The following is a 15,479-nucleotide window of genomic DNA, read 5'->3' as shown; positions in this document are numbered from 1 at the left end:
CAAAAATTATCTGAAAGTTCATTTATCTTTCTATCCGCTAACTCGTTTGATCCGTTATCTGCTGAACGAACAAAAAAATGGTTGATATAATCACAAAAAGAACTCTTATTCCAAAAATTACTTTGCATGCATTACGTCACACACATTGCACCATCTTATTAAATCAAGGAATGAGTGTAAAAGTAATTTCTGAAAGACTGTGGAATACACCTGATATGATTTATAAAGTATACGGACATGTTTTAAAAGAAATGGAAACGGAATCCGTAGCTTTATTCAGTAACAGTTTACAGGTAGTTGGGGCAAGAACTGGGGCTATTCAATAAAACAATTGCCAATAAACCTTGCTGTCATAATGTTTATAGACTATGGAACATATTTCATGATATACTAGTGCCATTGTGAAAAAAGGAGGAACTTGCATGATTCAAGTTAGTAATGTAGGTCTTCGCTATGGCGATCGTAAACTATTTGAAGACGTAAATATAAAATTCACACCAGGTAACTGCTATGGTTTAATTGGCGCAAACGGTGCTGGTAAATCAACATTCTTAAAAATTCTTTCTGGTGAAATTGAAGCACAAGAAGGTAACGTATCAATGGGCAAGGACGAACGTTTATCCGTCCTTAAACAAAACCATTTTGAATACGATGATTATACAGTGCTTGACACTGTAATTATGGGGAATAAACGCCTCTATGACGTAAAAACAGAAAAAGATGCTATCTATGCAAAGGAAGATTTCTCAGATGAGGATGGTATGCGTGCCGCTGAGCTAGAAGGTGAATTTGCAGAGCTAAACGGTTGGGAAGCTGAGTCAGAAGCAGCGACATTATTAAACGGTTTAGGTATCTCAGATGACCTTCACTACATGCTAATGGGTGATCTTGAAGGTTCAGATAAAGTAAAAGTATTACTTTCGCAGGCCCTATTTGGTCAGCCTGATGTACTGTTACTCGATGAGCCTACCAACCACCTTGACTTAAAAGCTATCCAATGGTTAGAAGAGTTCTTAATTAACTTTGAAAACACAGTCATTGTTGTATCCCATGACCGTCACTTCTTAAACAAAGTATGTACACATATTGCTGATTTGGACTTCTCTAAAATCCAATTATATGTGGGTAACTATGATTTCTGGTATGAATCTTCTCAATTAGCTCAAAAAATGGCTCAAGACCAAAATTCTAAAAAAGAAGAAAAAATCAAAGAATTACAAGCGTTTATCGCACGATTCTCTGCGAATGCTTCTAAATCGAAGCAAGCGACATCTCGTAAAAAAATGCTGGATAAAATCGAGTTAGATGACATTAAACCATCAAGCCGTAAATATCCATTCATCAACTTCCAAATTGGTCGTGATATCGGGAATGATGTATTAACAGTTGAAGGTCTAACTGCAAATCATGAAGGCGAATCACTATTCAAAGATATTCGTTTCTCGATGAACAAAGATGATAAAATCGTTTTACTTGGTAGCCCACTTGCTAAAACGGCGCTTCTTGATATCTTAATGGAAGATAAAGAAGCAGATGCTGGTACATTTAAATGGGGTGTAACTACTTCTCAAAGCTACTTCGAAAACGATCATGACAAGTACTTCGAAGGAACAGAAAAGTCATTAGTAGAATGGTTACGTCAATATTCTCCTGATGATGAAACAGAAAGCTTCCTACGTGGTTTCCTAGGACGCATGCTGTTCTCTGGTGAAGAAGTGAAAAAATCACCTTCTGTTTTATCAGGAGGCGAAAAAGTTCGTTGTATGTTATCAAAAATGATGCTTGCAACAGCGAACGTAATTTTACTAGATGAACCAACAAACCACCTTGACCTTGAATCTATTCAAGCATTGAACGAAGGCTTAATTCGTTTCAAAGGGGCTATGATTTTCACATCTCATGACCATCAGTTCATTCAAACAATTGCTAACCGTGTGATTGAAATCCGTGAAGACGGTTCAATTTTAGATAAGCAATTAACATATGATGAATTCTTAGAGTGGAAAGATCGCGAAGGTTTAAACTAATTTCAATAAAAATCCTCTACCGAATGTTTGCGTAGAGGATTTTTTGCATTTACTTGTCATACCATTTCCTAGCATTTTGATAGAGAATTTTATCCGCAGCCTGTTCATCAAAAAGCTCTTGAATCAATTCAACATCCTCAAATTCAAAAGGTCGATTTGCTCGTGTCGATGGCAAATCTGTTCCAAACATTAATGCATCTGGATGAATGCTATAGATGGTTTGCAAAGCATTTTTCACATTCAATTCTACCCGACCAAAACCAGTCGCTTTCACACGTACACCCTTTTCTACAAGCTTTAGCAAATGTGGTAATCCTTCCTCCGATAAGCCTAGATGGTCAATTGAAATGGCTGGTAATGCTTCCATCGTGGAAGCAATCTCTGGTAAATATTTGGCATCTAAATAAAGTTCACTATGCCACCCCGCCAGCTCATACACTCTTCTTGCAAAGCTATCGAGTTTAGACAAATCCTCTGAACCACCTCGTTGAATATTGAAGCGCAAGGCCCTTACTCCATTTTTATGTAAATGAAGGATTTCATCATCTGTCACTGTATACGGTAATTGCGTCACCCCACAAAAAGAGGGACCTAGTTGTTTCAAAGCCTTCAGTAAATAATTTTGATCAAATCCTTGAAAGGAACCGGAAACAATGGCGCCCCCCTCTATATTGAAAAGAGCTGTTTCCTTTTGATAGTCCTCTACTATATAGCTCGGTGGTGTGTATCCTTGATTTTCTATAACCGGAAAATCAAAATCAATAATATGAAAATGTGCATCAAAAATCCTCATTATCCATCCTCCCTTCTTTTTAACATATCATAGAAAGTACATAAGCGAAAATATTGATTATCAGCGTAATCTCATAAGTAGAACTTATCATAGATGTATAGGTCATTTAATAAAGACAATAAAAAATGGTATGAAACATTCATTTCATACCATTGTGTACTATTATTCCTCAAACTTTTTAAAAGCCAACACAGCATTATGACCGCCAAAGCCAAAACCGTTAGACAAAGCAATGTTGACGGTTTGATGAAGCGCCTCGTTTGGAACATAATTCAAATCACACTCTGGATCTGGCGTTTCGTAATTGATCGTTGGTGGAATGATACCTTCCATAATACTTTTTAAAGTAATGATGGCCTCGATTCCGCCAGCTGCACCAAAAAGATGGCCTGTCATCGACTTCGTGGAGCTCACTTTTAATTGATAGGCATGCTCACCAAATACACTTTTAATAGCCTTTGTTTCGGATTTGTCTCCCTCTGGTGTACTAGTACCATGCGCATTGATATAATCGACAGCCGTCACATCAATGTCCCCCATGTTTAAGGCTAGTTTCATCGCATTAGCTGCCCCAGTAAAATCAGGCGCTGTAATATGGAAAGCATCAGTCGTCACCCCATAGCCTACGATTTCTCCAAGAATCGTAGCGCCCCTTTGCTTAGCATGTTCATATTCCTCTAGGAACACAACCCCTGCTCCCTCTGACATTACGAAGCCGTCACGATGGCTATCGAATGGTCGGCTAGCTTGTTCTGGCACATCGTTCCTAGTAGACATCGCCTTCATACGGGAAAATCCAGCAAAGCTCAGCGGATTTATCGGTGCCTCAGCCCCACCAGCTAAAATTCCATCTGCATAGCCATGGCGTATATTTAAAAACGCTTCACCAATTGCTTGGTTACCCGTTGCACAAGCGGAAACTGGTGAGAAGCTTGGCCCTTTAAAGCCTGTTTTAATCGCGATAATCCCTGCGGCCATATTGCTAATCATCATCGGCACCATAAACGGTGACACCTTCCTTGGTCCATTATCGAGCATGGCTTGATGATTCGCTAAAATCGTCTCAATTCCCCCAATACCTGAGCCAATATAAACACCTAGTCGTTCCTTATCAACTTGCTCCATATTTATGTTTGCTTGCTCCAAAGCCTGCTGAGATGCAGCCAGTGCATATTGAACAAAAAGATCATATTTACTTAATTCCTTTTTATCCATATATTGAGTAGCATCAAAGTCAGCAATAGAACCAGCAATTTGTGTATGAATGCCGCTGAATTCCTCCGCTTCTAACTTTGTAATACCTGATTTACCTTCTTTAATGTTCTCCCACAAGGCTGATACTGTTTGACCTAGTGGTGAGATAACACCATATCCTGTGACAACTACTCTACGTACCATATATTCCTCTCCTTTTTCGTTTACTTTAACAGATTCTTTAATTGCTCCAGCATTTTGTGAAAGAAATCTTCCCCTAAAACCCGTTTGTATTGCAAAGCACCCTTCGTACTCGAAATAAGAAGGATGGCTAATGCCTCTAAATCCATTGTCGACTGAAGTGAACCATAGTTCTTAGCATCTTGTAGTAAATCCACTAAAACATCGACTTCCATTTGGCTAAGCTGTTGAACTTTTTCTTGCATCGAAGGTGACAATTCTTGATAATCCGCCTGTAACGCAGTGATCGGGCAAACACCATCTTGTTCTAGAAATTTAATCCGTCGCAAAATAAAGGCGAAAGGTTTTTCCTCAGCTGCTACTGTAGATTCCTTAATTACTGTATAAGCCTCCCCTAATCCTTTTTGAATTCTTTCGCAAACTGCGACCCCTAAGTCTTCCTTCTTTTCAAAATGATAATGAATGCTCGCTTTTGTTACACCAAGCTCTTTCGCTAAATGGTCATAACTAAATGATGTGAAACCTTTTTCTTGAATATTCTTCAATGTTAATTCAATGATTTGTGATTTTCTATTTGTCATGGCTATATACTAACTTACTAGTAGGTAAGTGTCAAATAAAAATACAGCAGATAGTTATTTATCTGCTGAAATTATAGTCTATTTCATTTCTTGTGTTGGTCCCATAACACCCGGTACTGGTAAACCAGCTTGACGAAGTAGAACTGTCATTTGACCGCGATGATGCGTTTGATGATCAATTAATGCACGTAATAAAGCGCCCTTTGGTATTGGCCCTGTAAAGCCATTTACCACTTCTAGTAAATCTTCATTTGAAAGCTTTGCTGCTTCCTCTTTTATACCATTTACAACTTTCTCATATGCTTGTACAATTTCTACAGCTGTCGTTGGTACAGGGTCTTCTTGACGAATCATCGGAACCTTTAAGCCTGCTAAATAACTAAAATATCCAGCCGCTCCAACTAAATGCCAACCAAGCCAGCCAAGTGTACTATGTCCCTCTACGATACTTTGATCCAACTTATCGTCAGTTACTGCCTGTAATACTTTCAGTGTTCCCTCTGCAGCCATCGTCCATTCCTGTAAAAAATCATCCGCTTGTCTATACATAACCATGCCCCCCATTTTTTAACTACAATTCTATCTTAGTTAATTTTTTTCATAGTTACAAGTTTCTAGCTTTTAGTTTACATAATATTATTACTGGTATACTAGCTATGATTCGTATAATGCGCTACATTCACGTATAATTAATATAAAGTAGCGAAGGAGTGTGCCAATGAAACATTCTATTTTCGTACTTGCTCTTGCATTGTTATTGGCAGGGTGCCATGAAGAAATGAAAAAAGAACCTGTGCACCCAGCTGTTCAAGATCAAGTGTCACTACTCACCTATTTCCCACCTGATGGCTCTGTCGCATATTTTCAAGGAGAGGGGAATGAATTTGCCAGCTTTACTCTACAAACTACCTATATCGATACGCAACATATTGCTCAAGTGGAAGATAATGGTGGTGTGACTCTATTAAAAATTTATCGCATGACAGATTCAAAGATTGAGCTAGTCTATCGTGAACCTGTAGACAGTAACCCAAGATTGCCTAGTACAACTGAGGTTGCAGCTTACCCTGTGCTAGAAACGATACTACAGCAACCGATACAAGTAGGAACAAGCTTTCAAGGCTGGACCATTCAATCAACAACTGCTCAAGTCGATACAGGAACAAAAGTCTATACAAATGTCATCCAACTTACACGCACTGAAGATCAATTCATAACGACCAAGTATTTTGCACAAGGGGTTGGCCTCATCAAAATCGAAGATACGATGGAGTCTGATCAAGAGCAGCCATTTGTCGTGACTTCCACCTTACAAAAAATAGAATAGTATGATGATGATAGGCGTCCTGCTTGGGCGCCTATTATGTAGCAAAAGGAGGCATCATCCTATGAGTGACCTACATAAGTCTGCTAACGAGCAGGAAGAATTAACAGAAGAAGAATTTATCGAGCTTGTGTTAACAGAGCAACAAAAAGCATTAGCTCAAGAGCAAGAAGAACGTCTTTATGGCAAAAAAACAAAAAAGCCCAAGCCATTCGTACGCTGGATTGTATGGAGTATGGCATTCGTACTGTTTTTCAATACATTCGCGCTTATTTTTCAAATTTATTCTATTCCGGCTATCGAATTTATCAAAGTATCAACCAAGCTATCAGCACAAGAGGATATACAAACTTATAAAAAAGCTATCGTGGAAATTTCGACAGGTTCCAGCAAAGGCACGGGTTTCGCCATCTCACCAGACGGTCTCATTGTCACCAATGCCCATGTAGTAGAGCAAGCACCGACATTATCCGTTGTATTTCCTGATGAGGGAGTAATGGAAGCAACACTAATTGAGAGCTATCCGGATATTGATTTAGCCTTATTGCAAGTTCAAGCAGATCAGCTTCCCTATCTTCCACTAGCAGCTGATCCAACCTTCCCTGAAAATGAGCATATCTATTTTATCGGTAACCCCCTTTCCTTTACTGGAATAGCTAATGAGGGAACTTTGCTGGAATCCATTCAATTAGACGATTGGCAAGTACCAGTAATAATGCTGAAAGCCCCGGTTTACCGTGGCAATAGTGGCAGTCCCGTCATTGATCAACAGGGTGAAGTCATCGGGATTATCTTTGCCACGATGAAATATGAACCTATAGGACGAGTTGGCCTATTTGTCCCAGTCCAACAACTCCACCATATTTTAGAACAATCCAACAAAAAATGAACCTGTAAAGTGCAGGTTCATTTTTGTTGGTGTTGAAGTTATTCTGGGTTTACATAATAATATTATTTATCTTTACTTTCCTGTTTCACAAACTGAGCAATGGCCGATTTCACAGGTATTTTACTAACGACCTCATCACTAACCTCAGCAACTTTTTGGAGAGCATGCAAAAGATTATCATCCCCTGTCCAATGCTTTTCCAATACTTCCGGCCCTAATTTATTAATAATCGTATTCACCACAAACGTCGCCAACACGATATCATCCAAATAACCCCCAAACCCTAATATTCCCTCAGGCATCAGATCCAACGGAAACACAAAATACGCAATCGACGCACCGATCAACGCCCGACTTTTCTTATCCACCCCTGCATCTGTTAAGGTTTTAACCAATAGATGAAATAAATCAGGCACAAACATTAAATACGGTGTAAATTTACTATTCTTGCCCTTCTTCGACCCAAGAAAACCAACTAATTTTGTACGTAACTTCTGATAAAAATCCTGCTGTTCCTGATCATTCGGTAATTTCATTAAATCTTCCATCAATAAATCAACCTCCAATAGTAAGTACCTTTGTGTGCTATTTTGTGGCGCTAATTAGTTACCTTTTGAGGTGCTTTTTAGCACATTTTGCGGTCTATTCGCCACTCTTCAAATCCTATACGAATCTTAGTGCGCTATTCAGCACTTTGCGGGCTATCCGGCTCTTTTTCGGGTCTATCCGTCTCTTTGCTGGTTCTATCCGTCTCTCTCGCCGCGCTATCCATCACTTTGCTAGTTCTATCCGTTTCTTTCACCGCGCTATACGCCACTTTGCTCGATATCCGTCACTCTTGCGCTTCTATCCGTCTCTTTCACTGCGCTATCCGTCTCTTTGCTCGATATCTACCACTTTTGCGAGCTATCCGTCACTCTCGCCGCACTATCTGTCTCTTTGCTAGTTATCCATCGCTCTTGCGCTTCTATCCAGCACTTCCACCGCGCTATTAACTTTGCCAACAGCACTACTTTATATTTATCCAATTTTAAGATTTATAATCATTGAACATTGCGATGATATAAAAAAAGACATCCTATTTGCATAGGATGCCTGGGTTTAACGAAAGTAATTTTAATTTCTGAGAATTAAAGTTTAGTTACGTTAGCAGCTTGTGGTCCGCGGTTGCCATCTACAACTTCGAATTCCACTTTTTGACCTTCGTCAAGTGTTTTGAAACCTTCGCCTTGGATAGCTGAGAAGTGTACGAATACGTCGTTTTCACCTTCAACTTCGATGAATCCAAAACCTTTTTCTGAGTTAAACCATTTTACTGTACCTTGTTTCATTTAAGAAAACCTCCAAAAAATAAAAGTGAACAATATGTAATTTCTTCAGCGATTGAAAAAAATTCACATATTACAAAGAGTACCGTACTAACGCGATCACTTTTTGTAATATGTGAATTCATGTTTCCGGTGAAGCAATTAAATTGTTAACCTAAGTATAACCAGCATTCATAATTTTGTCAAATAAAGAAAATTGTTTTTTTACTTTATTTCAAAAATATTTTACTTTTCTTCCATTTTACATGCAATAATTCCATGATATACTTGTGCGTCATCATCACATGCCTCACAGAAGAAACTTTCATCCTCTGACCAAAAGGCCCAATATTGCCCTTCTTTTACTGCTTCATTATCATATGTTGAGCGAAAGAGTGCTAGTTTATGCTGTAAAGCCAGCTCAAACTGCTCCTTTGCTTCAAATGTATCGTGTGTTTGAATAAAAGCTTCCCAGCCCTCAAATTTCCACCAAGGCTCATAGTCCGCTTTCATGTAAATAATTGTATACATATTTGCCCATTCCTTGCTGTCATAAGATATTTTCATTTTAGCAAACACACCTGAAATGTCTATTAAAACAACCTGAATTATGCTATTATTACCTTATTATACATAATTTTTGGAGGTTTTTATATGTTTTCAAGCATTCGACCTAAAGCTGAGCTAGAAGAACTACTAAAGCGTGGGACTGATTTACGTGCAACAGGCCGATTCCATCAAACATTGGCATTTAACCATTTCAATTCGCAAGATGAAGAGCATTTAAAGACGCTCTATGAAAAGCTAAAAGATATTACCCCTTCTATGAATGCCATTTTTCACCATTATTTAAGTGAGATATCCCCTACCTCTCAATTAACCATTAGTGAAGAAAATATTAATCAATATTTAACTCAATTTTTCCTAGCAACACGTGATGACGAGTATGTGGATGAAACCGTCAAATTTTTCAATTTATTTCGCAAGCATCAATATGAGCCTGGTAAATTAATTGTCGTTTTCAATCAATTTGCCTTCTATATTACTACTTATATTTTACATAACTTTGGGATGAAGCCTAATAAAGCCTTCCAATTTATGAAATCATTCCAATCTGCTGTCAATGTCGATCAGGAGCTATTGGTAGAAGTTTTGACGGAGCGCATCATTGAGAATGTTGTTGGTGAAGTATCATCCTTGATGGATGTCAATGCCAAAATCATGTATATGAAAGATTTAGTATTTAGTTTAGACAAGCAAAATGAGGAAATCCAGTCCTCTACAGCTGCGACTGAAGAAATAGCCGCTTCTATAAATGAAGTAGCCCGTATGTCCTCTCATATATCAGAAAAAACAACTGAATCTGTTGACCATGCGACACAGGGTAAAAATGCAATTGAGCATGCATTATCTGAAATTTTCAAAACGGAAGAAACGTTTACTTCGATTGTAGAATCTTTTACAGAACTGCAAAAACGGGTAAATGATATTGAACAAGTTGTGACATTGATCAACCAAATTGCGGACCAAACTAATTTACTAGCACTAAATGCCTCCATTGAAGCTGCACGCGCGGGTGAACATGGTAAAGGCTTTGCGGTCGTAGCACAGGAAGTACGAAAACTTGCGGAAAGCACGGTCTCAGCTTTAAGCGAAGTCTCTACAAATGTTCACCATTTAAAGAGCTATTCCAATGACGTTTCCGACTCGATAACAGAAACAACAGCCATCATAAAAGAAGCAACCGTTGAGGCGAAAGAATCGTTACCATTATTGAATGCTATTGTTCATGCGATTGAAGGTATTAACTTGGATGTGACCAATACGGCAGCGATTTCCCAGCAACAGGCAGCGGCTATCGATGAAGTCTCCTCTAGAATGATTGAAATTTCCAACTTGCAGGAAGATATTCGAGACTATAGTCATAATACATCAAGTGATATTCACCTTTTAGGGAAAGAAATCAATCGTTTCCGAAATGATATTATTGCCAATAATAATGTCCAGCTTTCATCCATTGCCCTATTACAGCTATCTAAAGCTGATCATATTTTATGGAAGTGGCGCATTTATAATATGTTCCTTGGCCTAGAACATGTTGAGCCAAACGATGTCTCTTCCCATAGAGAATGTCGACTTGGCAAATGGTACACAGCTTCTCGCACGGTGGAACGCTTCGGCCATTTACAGGATTATCATGATTTAGACAATTATCATTTACTTGTTCACGAATCCGCGAAGCGCGCGGCGGCTGCCTTTAAAGCTGGCAATATCGCACAAGCAGATAGCCATCTAAAAGAAGTAGATGAAGCGTCTACTCAAGTTCTTTATAATATTAATAACTTAATCGCCTATTTAGAAAAAGAAAGAGTTATGCAATAAAGAGAGCGGCTCGTCCCCTCTCTCTAATGGTAGGAGGTATTTCCTTGAACAAACGAGCAAGTATTAAATTTTTTGGTGACGTCTACGGGACAGGCTACCGATTCTTTATTAAACAAAAGGCCATTGAATTAGGGCTAAAAGGGTATTGCAGATTGAATGCTGCTGAGCAAATTGAGGTTGAAGTCGAAGGAGCTGAAAAAGCGCTGAATGAATTCCTTCTTTTTGTCCAAAAAGGTGTAAGTCCCCAAGCCGATTCCAACTCATTTTCTTTAGAGCTGTATGATGATTTAAAAGGATATGTACGAATGGAGTCAGACATTGTTTAGTCTGGCTCTTCTTTTTACAAAGTAGTAAGGCCATAGTAAGACACTACAAGATGCCTTACTGGTTAATGATTTATGTTCTGTTTAAGTAATTTATTATTGGCTATTGCGACTTCTATTAAACCAATCATACATGTTGCTAAAAATAATATAGACCAATTGATTTTTCCATATAATACACATGTATAGATAACGTCAAGCACACAGTATAAAAGTATGATGCTAGCAATAATTATTCCTTTATTATTCTTCATCATTCCACCACTTTCTTTTTTACAAGTTACTAATTTCTAATAAGCTGACTTTATTATACAGTAATTATCTTATTTTGTATTATTAAACATTTTTCCGCAATCAGCACAGAAAAAAAAATATCCGTACATCCGTACATAAAGTTTTTTCAAAAAACAAGCCATCCACGTTTATTTTCAAATCAAACAGCACATAAACCTAAGCATGAGTAATTTGAATCTATACGCTATAATGTTCACAAATCTCTTAAAAATAAGTGGACATAAATAATGAACGACTTATTGCTAGGTATTCTAGGTAATATCATTGAGAAAATTTGCGTTTCGCAGTAAAATTTATGTAAGGTTTCATTTTTCATTGAAACTTTATGTCGATTATTTCGTATAAGAAGATAGACATATTGAAATGCAAGGAGGAAGAAACAATGCTTAGTGTTGGACAGTTTTTTTCTAGACATACTGCTAGCTTCGTTATTTCGTTAACAACTGTTTCTATCGCAGCAATTGCAGCAAATCCTGGATTCTTCCTTGGTGGTTTACTGTTTGCTGGTTCATATGCGACGAGTACAGCGTTGCTGAAACATAGACAAAAAAAGAAAGTCATGCAAATAGCAGGTATCACAAAAGAAGAATTCAAACACATTGAAACACAATTATCAACCGCTAATAAGCAAATTCAAACATTAAGTCAAAACTATTTACGTGTACGTTCTGTATCGGCTTTTAAACAACTACTTGAGATGACGCGCATTTCAAAAAATATCGTCAAAGTTGTAAAGACGGATCCACGTAAGTTTTATAATGTTGAACCCTTTTTCTATGCGCATTTACCTTCAGCAGTGGAATTAACGGATAAGTATACAATGCTTTCTAGGCAGCCCGTGAAGGATAAAGAAATTCAATTGACGTTATCAAAAACGCGTGAAACACTTACCGATTTAAATGATACGATTCAAATTGATTTAAAGGATGCGCTAGCTAATGATATTGACCACCTACAAATGGAGATTGAATTCGCAAATCGTTCTAATCTTAGACGTAGAGAACAATTGGACTGGCGAGGCGATGATAAATGACGGCAAATGAACATGCTTTCCAATTAAATACCATTCCCGGTCTTTCTCCATTAGTACAATCTTATTTAGAAACAACTCCACAAACTGAGGCGATGGCGACGTACGAAACGCTATCGCCTCTTGCGCAAAGTCGAGCCTTACTATATGCTAGCCAACTTGATTTAACTGATTTTGAATCTTTGCTGTCCTTAGGGCAAGATTCACAGCGTTCCCTATCCCAGTTTGCAGATCGGATGTTAGCGCAGGTAAAGCAAAAAGACGTGACAAAAATCGGCCAAATGCTCGATTCCTTAATGCATACTTTAGATCGTGTAGACCCGACAGCTTTAGAGCCGAAAAAGCAAACCTTTTTCAATAAGATATTTGGTAGTAAAACAGAGCCTACTGTGAAACAAACGCTAACAGAATTTGAGCGTATTAGTATTCAGGTGGAACGTATTGGGGTCCAATTGGAACGTGCTCAGCTCCAACTAATTCGAGATGTAGAAAATTTAGAAGCGCTTTATACACATAATCGAGGATTTTTCGAGGAACTAGCTACTGCCATTGCAGCTGGTCAAATGAAAAAACAGCAAGCCATTGAAGTTGAGCTTCCTACAAAAATAACAAGTGTCCAAGCAAATAAACAGCCACTTGCTATACAACAGCTAAATGATTTCGCTGCGCAAATTGAGAGGTTGGATCAACGCATTTATGATTTACAGGTTTCTCAACAAGTAGCCCTTCAAACGGCACCACAAATTCGTATGATACAGCAAGCGAACCAAACATTAGCTGAAAAAATTGAATTTTCCATTGTCACACTAATTCCTTTATGGAAAAATCAATTGGCGATGATGCTTTCCATGCATATGGATCATCACTATGCACAGCTTGAGGAACGATTAACACAGACACAGGATCGTTTTGCAAGGCCATCATTTGAACAGCAAGTATCGAAATTCAAGGAAACACAGCATGAGCTACAAACAGCTATAAAAGATGTCTTCGCCCTACATACGGCGACTGAACAAGAAAAACAACAGTTGCAAGATGCGACAGATATAAGAGGCTATCAGAGAGACTAATGAAAAAAAGGGTGGCTCAGTAAATGATCTGAACCACCCTGTCTTTTTTTAGGCAAAATAATCTTTATAGTAGCCACCGACGTTGCCAGTGTTATCGATGATAAAAATGAACTCTTCTGTTTCATTTTTCACTTCATATTCTTTTCCAACTGTTAATACGTTTGATACTAAGTATTTTGATGCATTGGTATGTTTGCAAGTCACTGTTCGTAATGTTGGCGCATCTTTCCATTTTAAATGTAACATATTCTCTCTACCTCTCTTTACTAGCATAAAGCTAATGTCTAATGCTTATTTTATAATATTTTTAGGCTTTTGTGGAGAAAAAAGAAATACAATACCTAATCTATCCAAAATAATTTTACATTTGAGGTGTTATGATGAGCTTTGGCGGTGTACCGCAATGGTTTTTTATTATTGCAATAGCATTTGTAATCTGCTTTGTCCTTTATGCAGAGTGGAATTCTAGAAAGTAAGTGAGTCCCTCTATTAGGACTCACTTTTTCATTTGTTGCTACTACTTTAATGTTCGTTTTAAAAACTCTTTCGTTCGATCATGTTGAGGGTTTATTAATACTTGTGATGGTGGGCCCTCTTCGACAATAACACCTTTATCCATAAAGACTACGCGATCTGCTACCTCTTTGGCAAATTCCATCTCATGCGTCACAATAAGCATCGTATTGCCTGCATCCGCCAATTGTCGCATGACTTTGAGTACCTCCCCTACCATCTCAGGGTCTAGTGCTGATGTAGGTTCATCAAAAAGCATCACTTCTGGATTCATGGATAATGCTCGGGCAATGGCTACGCGTTGTTTTTGCCCTCCTGAAAGCTGTCGAGGCTTTGCGTTCACATATTGATCCATCCCGACGATTTTTAAATATTTAAGCGCTGTTTCCTCCGCTTCCTTTTTCGAACGTTTTAAAACTTTTATTTGACCCACTGTACAATTATTTAAAACATTGTGGTTGTTAAATAAATTGAATTGCTGGAATACCATGCCTAGATGTGTTCGATATTCTTGGATATTGTGTTTTTCGTCTAGGATGTCCTCCCCTTGATAAATAATTTGCCCACCACTTGGTGTTTCTAATAAATTAATACAACGAAGTAAAGTGGATTTACCAGAACCAGAGGAACCAATTAAACAAACGACTTCCCCTTTTTCCACTTGAAAATTAACATCCTTTAACACTTGGTTACGTCCAAATGATTTACTTAAATGCTCAATTTTAATGACTGCCATTTGTGCGTCCCCCTAAATTGCTTCTTTTTGTTCTTTTTGATAAGCATCTGGTCCATCTAATCGTTTTTCAACATATAGCAGAATACGTGATGCAGTAAATGTCATGATGAAGTAAAGAATACAAGCTACAAAGAATGATTCAAAATAACGGAAGTTGTTACCAGAGATTGATTTTGTTTGGAAGAATAATTCTGTTACTCCAATAACGTTTAATACGGCTGTATCTTTAATATTCATAATTAATTGGTTGCCTGTCGCAGGTAGTACGTTACGCGCTACTTGTGGTAAAACTACGTGAAGCATGATCTGGAAGTGATTCATACCGATAGCCGATGCTGCCTCATATTGACCATTATCAATTGATACAATACCACCGCGAACAATTTCTGCCATATAGGCACCTGTATTAAGAGAAACGACTAAAATCCCTGCTGTAATAAAGTGCATGTCTATGCCAAATGCAATATCTAATCCATAGTAGACAACCATAGCCTGTACAATCATTGGTGTACCACGGAAAAATTCAACATAGCATGTGAGTATAAAATTAATAAGCTTTAAGCCATAAAATTTCACACCTTTTTTACGAACTGGAATCGTATGCATAATTCCGATGAAAAATCCGATAAATGCACCAATAATTGTACTTATAGTCGAAATTAGTAACGTATAATACGCACCTCGTAAAAACATTTGCCAGTTGTTTTCAATAATTGAAAGTATCCATTCAAGACTCATGATGTTCCTCCTAACAATGTCATGTTGCTTGCTATCTTTTTCGTGCCCCAGCTCTTTCTACTAGTCTATGTTTTATT

Annotated in this window: 19 protein-coding genes; 8 read left to right on the top strand and 11 right to left on the bottom strand. The window is 37.9% G+C overall.

Annotated features, from left to right (window positions below):
* The first annotated feature begins 122 nt into the window (after positions 1-122).
* A complete protein-coding gene (locus AC1Q6O_RS09725; protein ID WP_492401092.1) occupies positions 123-326 on the top strand; it encodes a tyrosine-type recombinase/integrase in 204 nt (67 codons plus the stop codon).
* A gap of 96 nt (positions 327-422) precedes the next feature.
* The gene (locus tag AC1Q6O_RS09720) at positions 423-2,027 is read left to right on the top strand and encodes an ABC-F family ATP-binding cassette domain-containing protein (protein ID WP_008180083.1); all 1,605 of its coding nucleotides are present in this window, start codon (positions 423-425) and stop codon (positions 2,025-2,027) included.
* 49 nt (positions 2,028-2,076) lie between these two features.
* On the opposite strand, the gene AC1Q6O_RS09715 is transcribed toward AC1Q6O_RS09720, so the two are convergent.
* The 4 genes from AC1Q6O_RS09715 to AC1Q6O_RS09700 form a co-directional block, all read right to left on the bottom strand.
* Positions 2,077-2,820, bottom strand: coding sequence for an amidohydrolase family protein (locus AC1Q6O_RS09715; protein ID WP_239354542.1), 744 nt, complete (start codon positions 2,818-2,820; stop codon positions 2,077-2,079).
* A 162-nt stretch (positions 2,821-2,982) separates the two neighbouring features.
* Positions 2,983-4,218: a beta-ketoacyl-ACP synthase II gene (fabF, locus tag AC1Q6O_RS09710; RefSeq protein WP_089984358.1), complete on the bottom strand. Its 1,236-nt coding sequence runs from the start codon at positions 4,216-4,218 to the stop codon at positions 2,983-2,985.
* Positions 4,219-4,238: 20 nt separating this feature from the next.
* A complete protein-coding gene (locus AC1Q6O_RS09705; protein ID WP_492401091.1) occupies positions 4,239-4,796 on the bottom strand; it encodes a TetR/AcrR family transcriptional regulator in 558 nt (185 codons plus the stop codon).
* A 78-nt stretch (positions 4,797-4,874) separates the two neighbouring features.
* Positions 4,875-5,345: a DinB family protein gene (locus AC1Q6O_RS09700; protein WP_089984364.1), complete on the bottom strand. Its 471-nt coding sequence runs from the start codon at positions 5,343-5,345 to the stop codon at positions 4,875-4,877.
* A 169-nt stretch (positions 5,346-5,514) separates the two neighbouring features.
* On the opposite strand from AC1Q6O_RS09700, the gene AC1Q6O_RS09695 reads away from it, so the two are divergent.
* Both AC1Q6O_RS09695 and AC1Q6O_RS09690 read left to right on the top strand, forming a co-directional pair.
* Positions 5,515-6,123 carry a hypothetical protein gene (locus tag AC1Q6O_RS09695; RefSeq protein ID WP_342532923.1) on the top strand — a complete coding sequence of 203 codons (609 nt, stop codon included), beginning with the start codon at positions 5,515-5,517 and terminating at the stop codon, positions 6,121-6,123.
* A gap of 61 nt (positions 6,124-6,184) precedes the next feature.
* Positions 6,185-7,009 (top strand): S1C family serine protease, encoded by an 825-nt coding sequence (locus AC1Q6O_RS09690; protein ID WP_089984368.1) that lies wholly within the window; start codon positions 6,185-6,187, stop codon positions 7,007-7,009.
* Between the two features lie 62 nt (positions 7,010-7,071).
* Here AC1Q6O_RS09690 and AC1Q6O_RS09685 read toward each other — a convergent pair whose 3' ends face one another.
* The 4 genes from AC1Q6O_RS09685 to AC1Q6O_RS09670 form a co-directional block, all read right to left on the bottom strand.
* Positions 7,072-7,545, bottom strand: coding sequence for a YkvA family protein (locus AC1Q6O_RS09685; protein ID WP_258955251.1), 474 nt, complete (start codon positions 7,543-7,545; stop codon positions 7,072-7,074).
* 146 nt (positions 7,546-7,691) lie between these two features.
* A complete protein-coding gene (locus AC1Q6O_RS09680; protein WP_008182006.1) occupies positions 7,692-7,826 on the bottom strand; it encodes a hypothetical protein in 135 nt (44 codons plus the stop codon).
* A 313-nt stretch (positions 7,827-8,139) separates the two neighbouring features.
* A complete protein-coding gene (locus AC1Q6O_RS09675) occupies positions 8,140-8,340 on the bottom strand; it encodes a cold-shock protein (protein WP_004230088.1) in 201 nt (66 codons plus the stop codon).
* Positions 8,341-8,562: 222 nt separating this feature from the next.
* Positions 8,563-8,883, bottom strand: coding sequence for a DUF1033 family protein (locus tag AC1Q6O_RS09670; protein WP_237068825.1), 321 nt, complete (start codon positions 8,881-8,883; stop codon positions 8,563-8,565).
* An 87-nt stretch (positions 8,884-8,970) separates the two neighbouring features.
* Here AC1Q6O_RS09670 and AC1Q6O_RS09665 point away from each other — a divergent pair, with 87 nt between their 5' ends.
* From AC1Q6O_RS09665 to AC1Q6O_RS09650, 4 genes are all read left to right on the top strand, one after another.
* Entirely contained in the window at positions 8,971-10,698 is a 1,728-nt protein-coding gene (locus tag AC1Q6O_RS09665; RefSeq protein WP_008181211.1) for a methyl-accepting chemotaxis protein, read from the top strand.
* A 44-nt stretch (positions 10,699-10,742) separates the two neighbouring features.
* Positions 10,743-11,024, top strand: a complete 282-nt coding sequence (locus AC1Q6O_RS09660; RefSeq protein ID WP_025115385.1) for an acylphosphatase — start codon at positions 10,743-10,745, stop codon at positions 11,022-11,024.
* 673 nt (positions 11,025-11,697) lie between these two features.
* Positions 11,698-12,348, top strand: coding sequence for a 5-bromo-4-chloroindolyl phosphate hydrolysis family protein (locus AC1Q6O_RS09655; RefSeq protein ID WP_036220465.1), 651 nt, complete (start codon positions 11,698-11,700; stop codon positions 12,346-12,348).
* Positions 12,345-13,415, top strand: a complete 1,071-nt coding sequence (locus tag AC1Q6O_RS09650; protein WP_008181219.1) for a toxic anion resistance protein — start codon at positions 12,345-12,347, stop codon at positions 13,413-13,415. Before AC1Q6O_RS09655 ends, AC1Q6O_RS09650 begins: the two co-directional genes overlap by 4 nt.
* A gap of 48 nt (positions 13,416-13,463) precedes the next feature.
* Here AC1Q6O_RS09650 and AC1Q6O_RS09645 read toward each other — a convergent pair whose 3' ends face one another.
* The 3 genes from AC1Q6O_RS09645 to AC1Q6O_RS09635 form a co-directional block, all read right to left on the bottom strand.
* Positions 13,464-13,661 (bottom strand): DUF6501 family protein, encoded by a 198-nt coding sequence (locus tag AC1Q6O_RS09645; RefSeq protein ID WP_012294410.1) that lies wholly within the window; start codon positions 13,659-13,661, stop codon positions 13,464-13,466.
* A gap of 271 nt (positions 13,662-13,932) precedes the next feature.
* Positions 13,933-14,664, bottom strand: coding sequence for an amino acid ABC transporter ATP-binding protein (locus AC1Q6O_RS09640; RefSeq protein ID WP_008181223.1), 732 nt, complete (start codon positions 14,662-14,664; stop codon positions 13,933-13,935).
* A 12-nt stretch (positions 14,665-14,676) separates the two neighbouring features.
* Positions 14,677-15,402 (bottom strand): amino acid ABC transporter permease, encoded by a 726-nt coding sequence (locus AC1Q6O_RS09635; protein WP_008181226.1) that lies wholly within the window; start codon positions 15,400-15,402, stop codon positions 14,677-14,679.
* Between the last annotated feature and the right edge of the window lie 77 nt (positions 15,403-15,479).

Source organism: Lysinibacillus sp. GW823-FHT06C08, assembly GCF_058795135.1.
The sequence above is the reverse complement of the archived record's forward strand: the minus strand, read 5'-3'. Positions and strand labels throughout refer to the sequence as shown.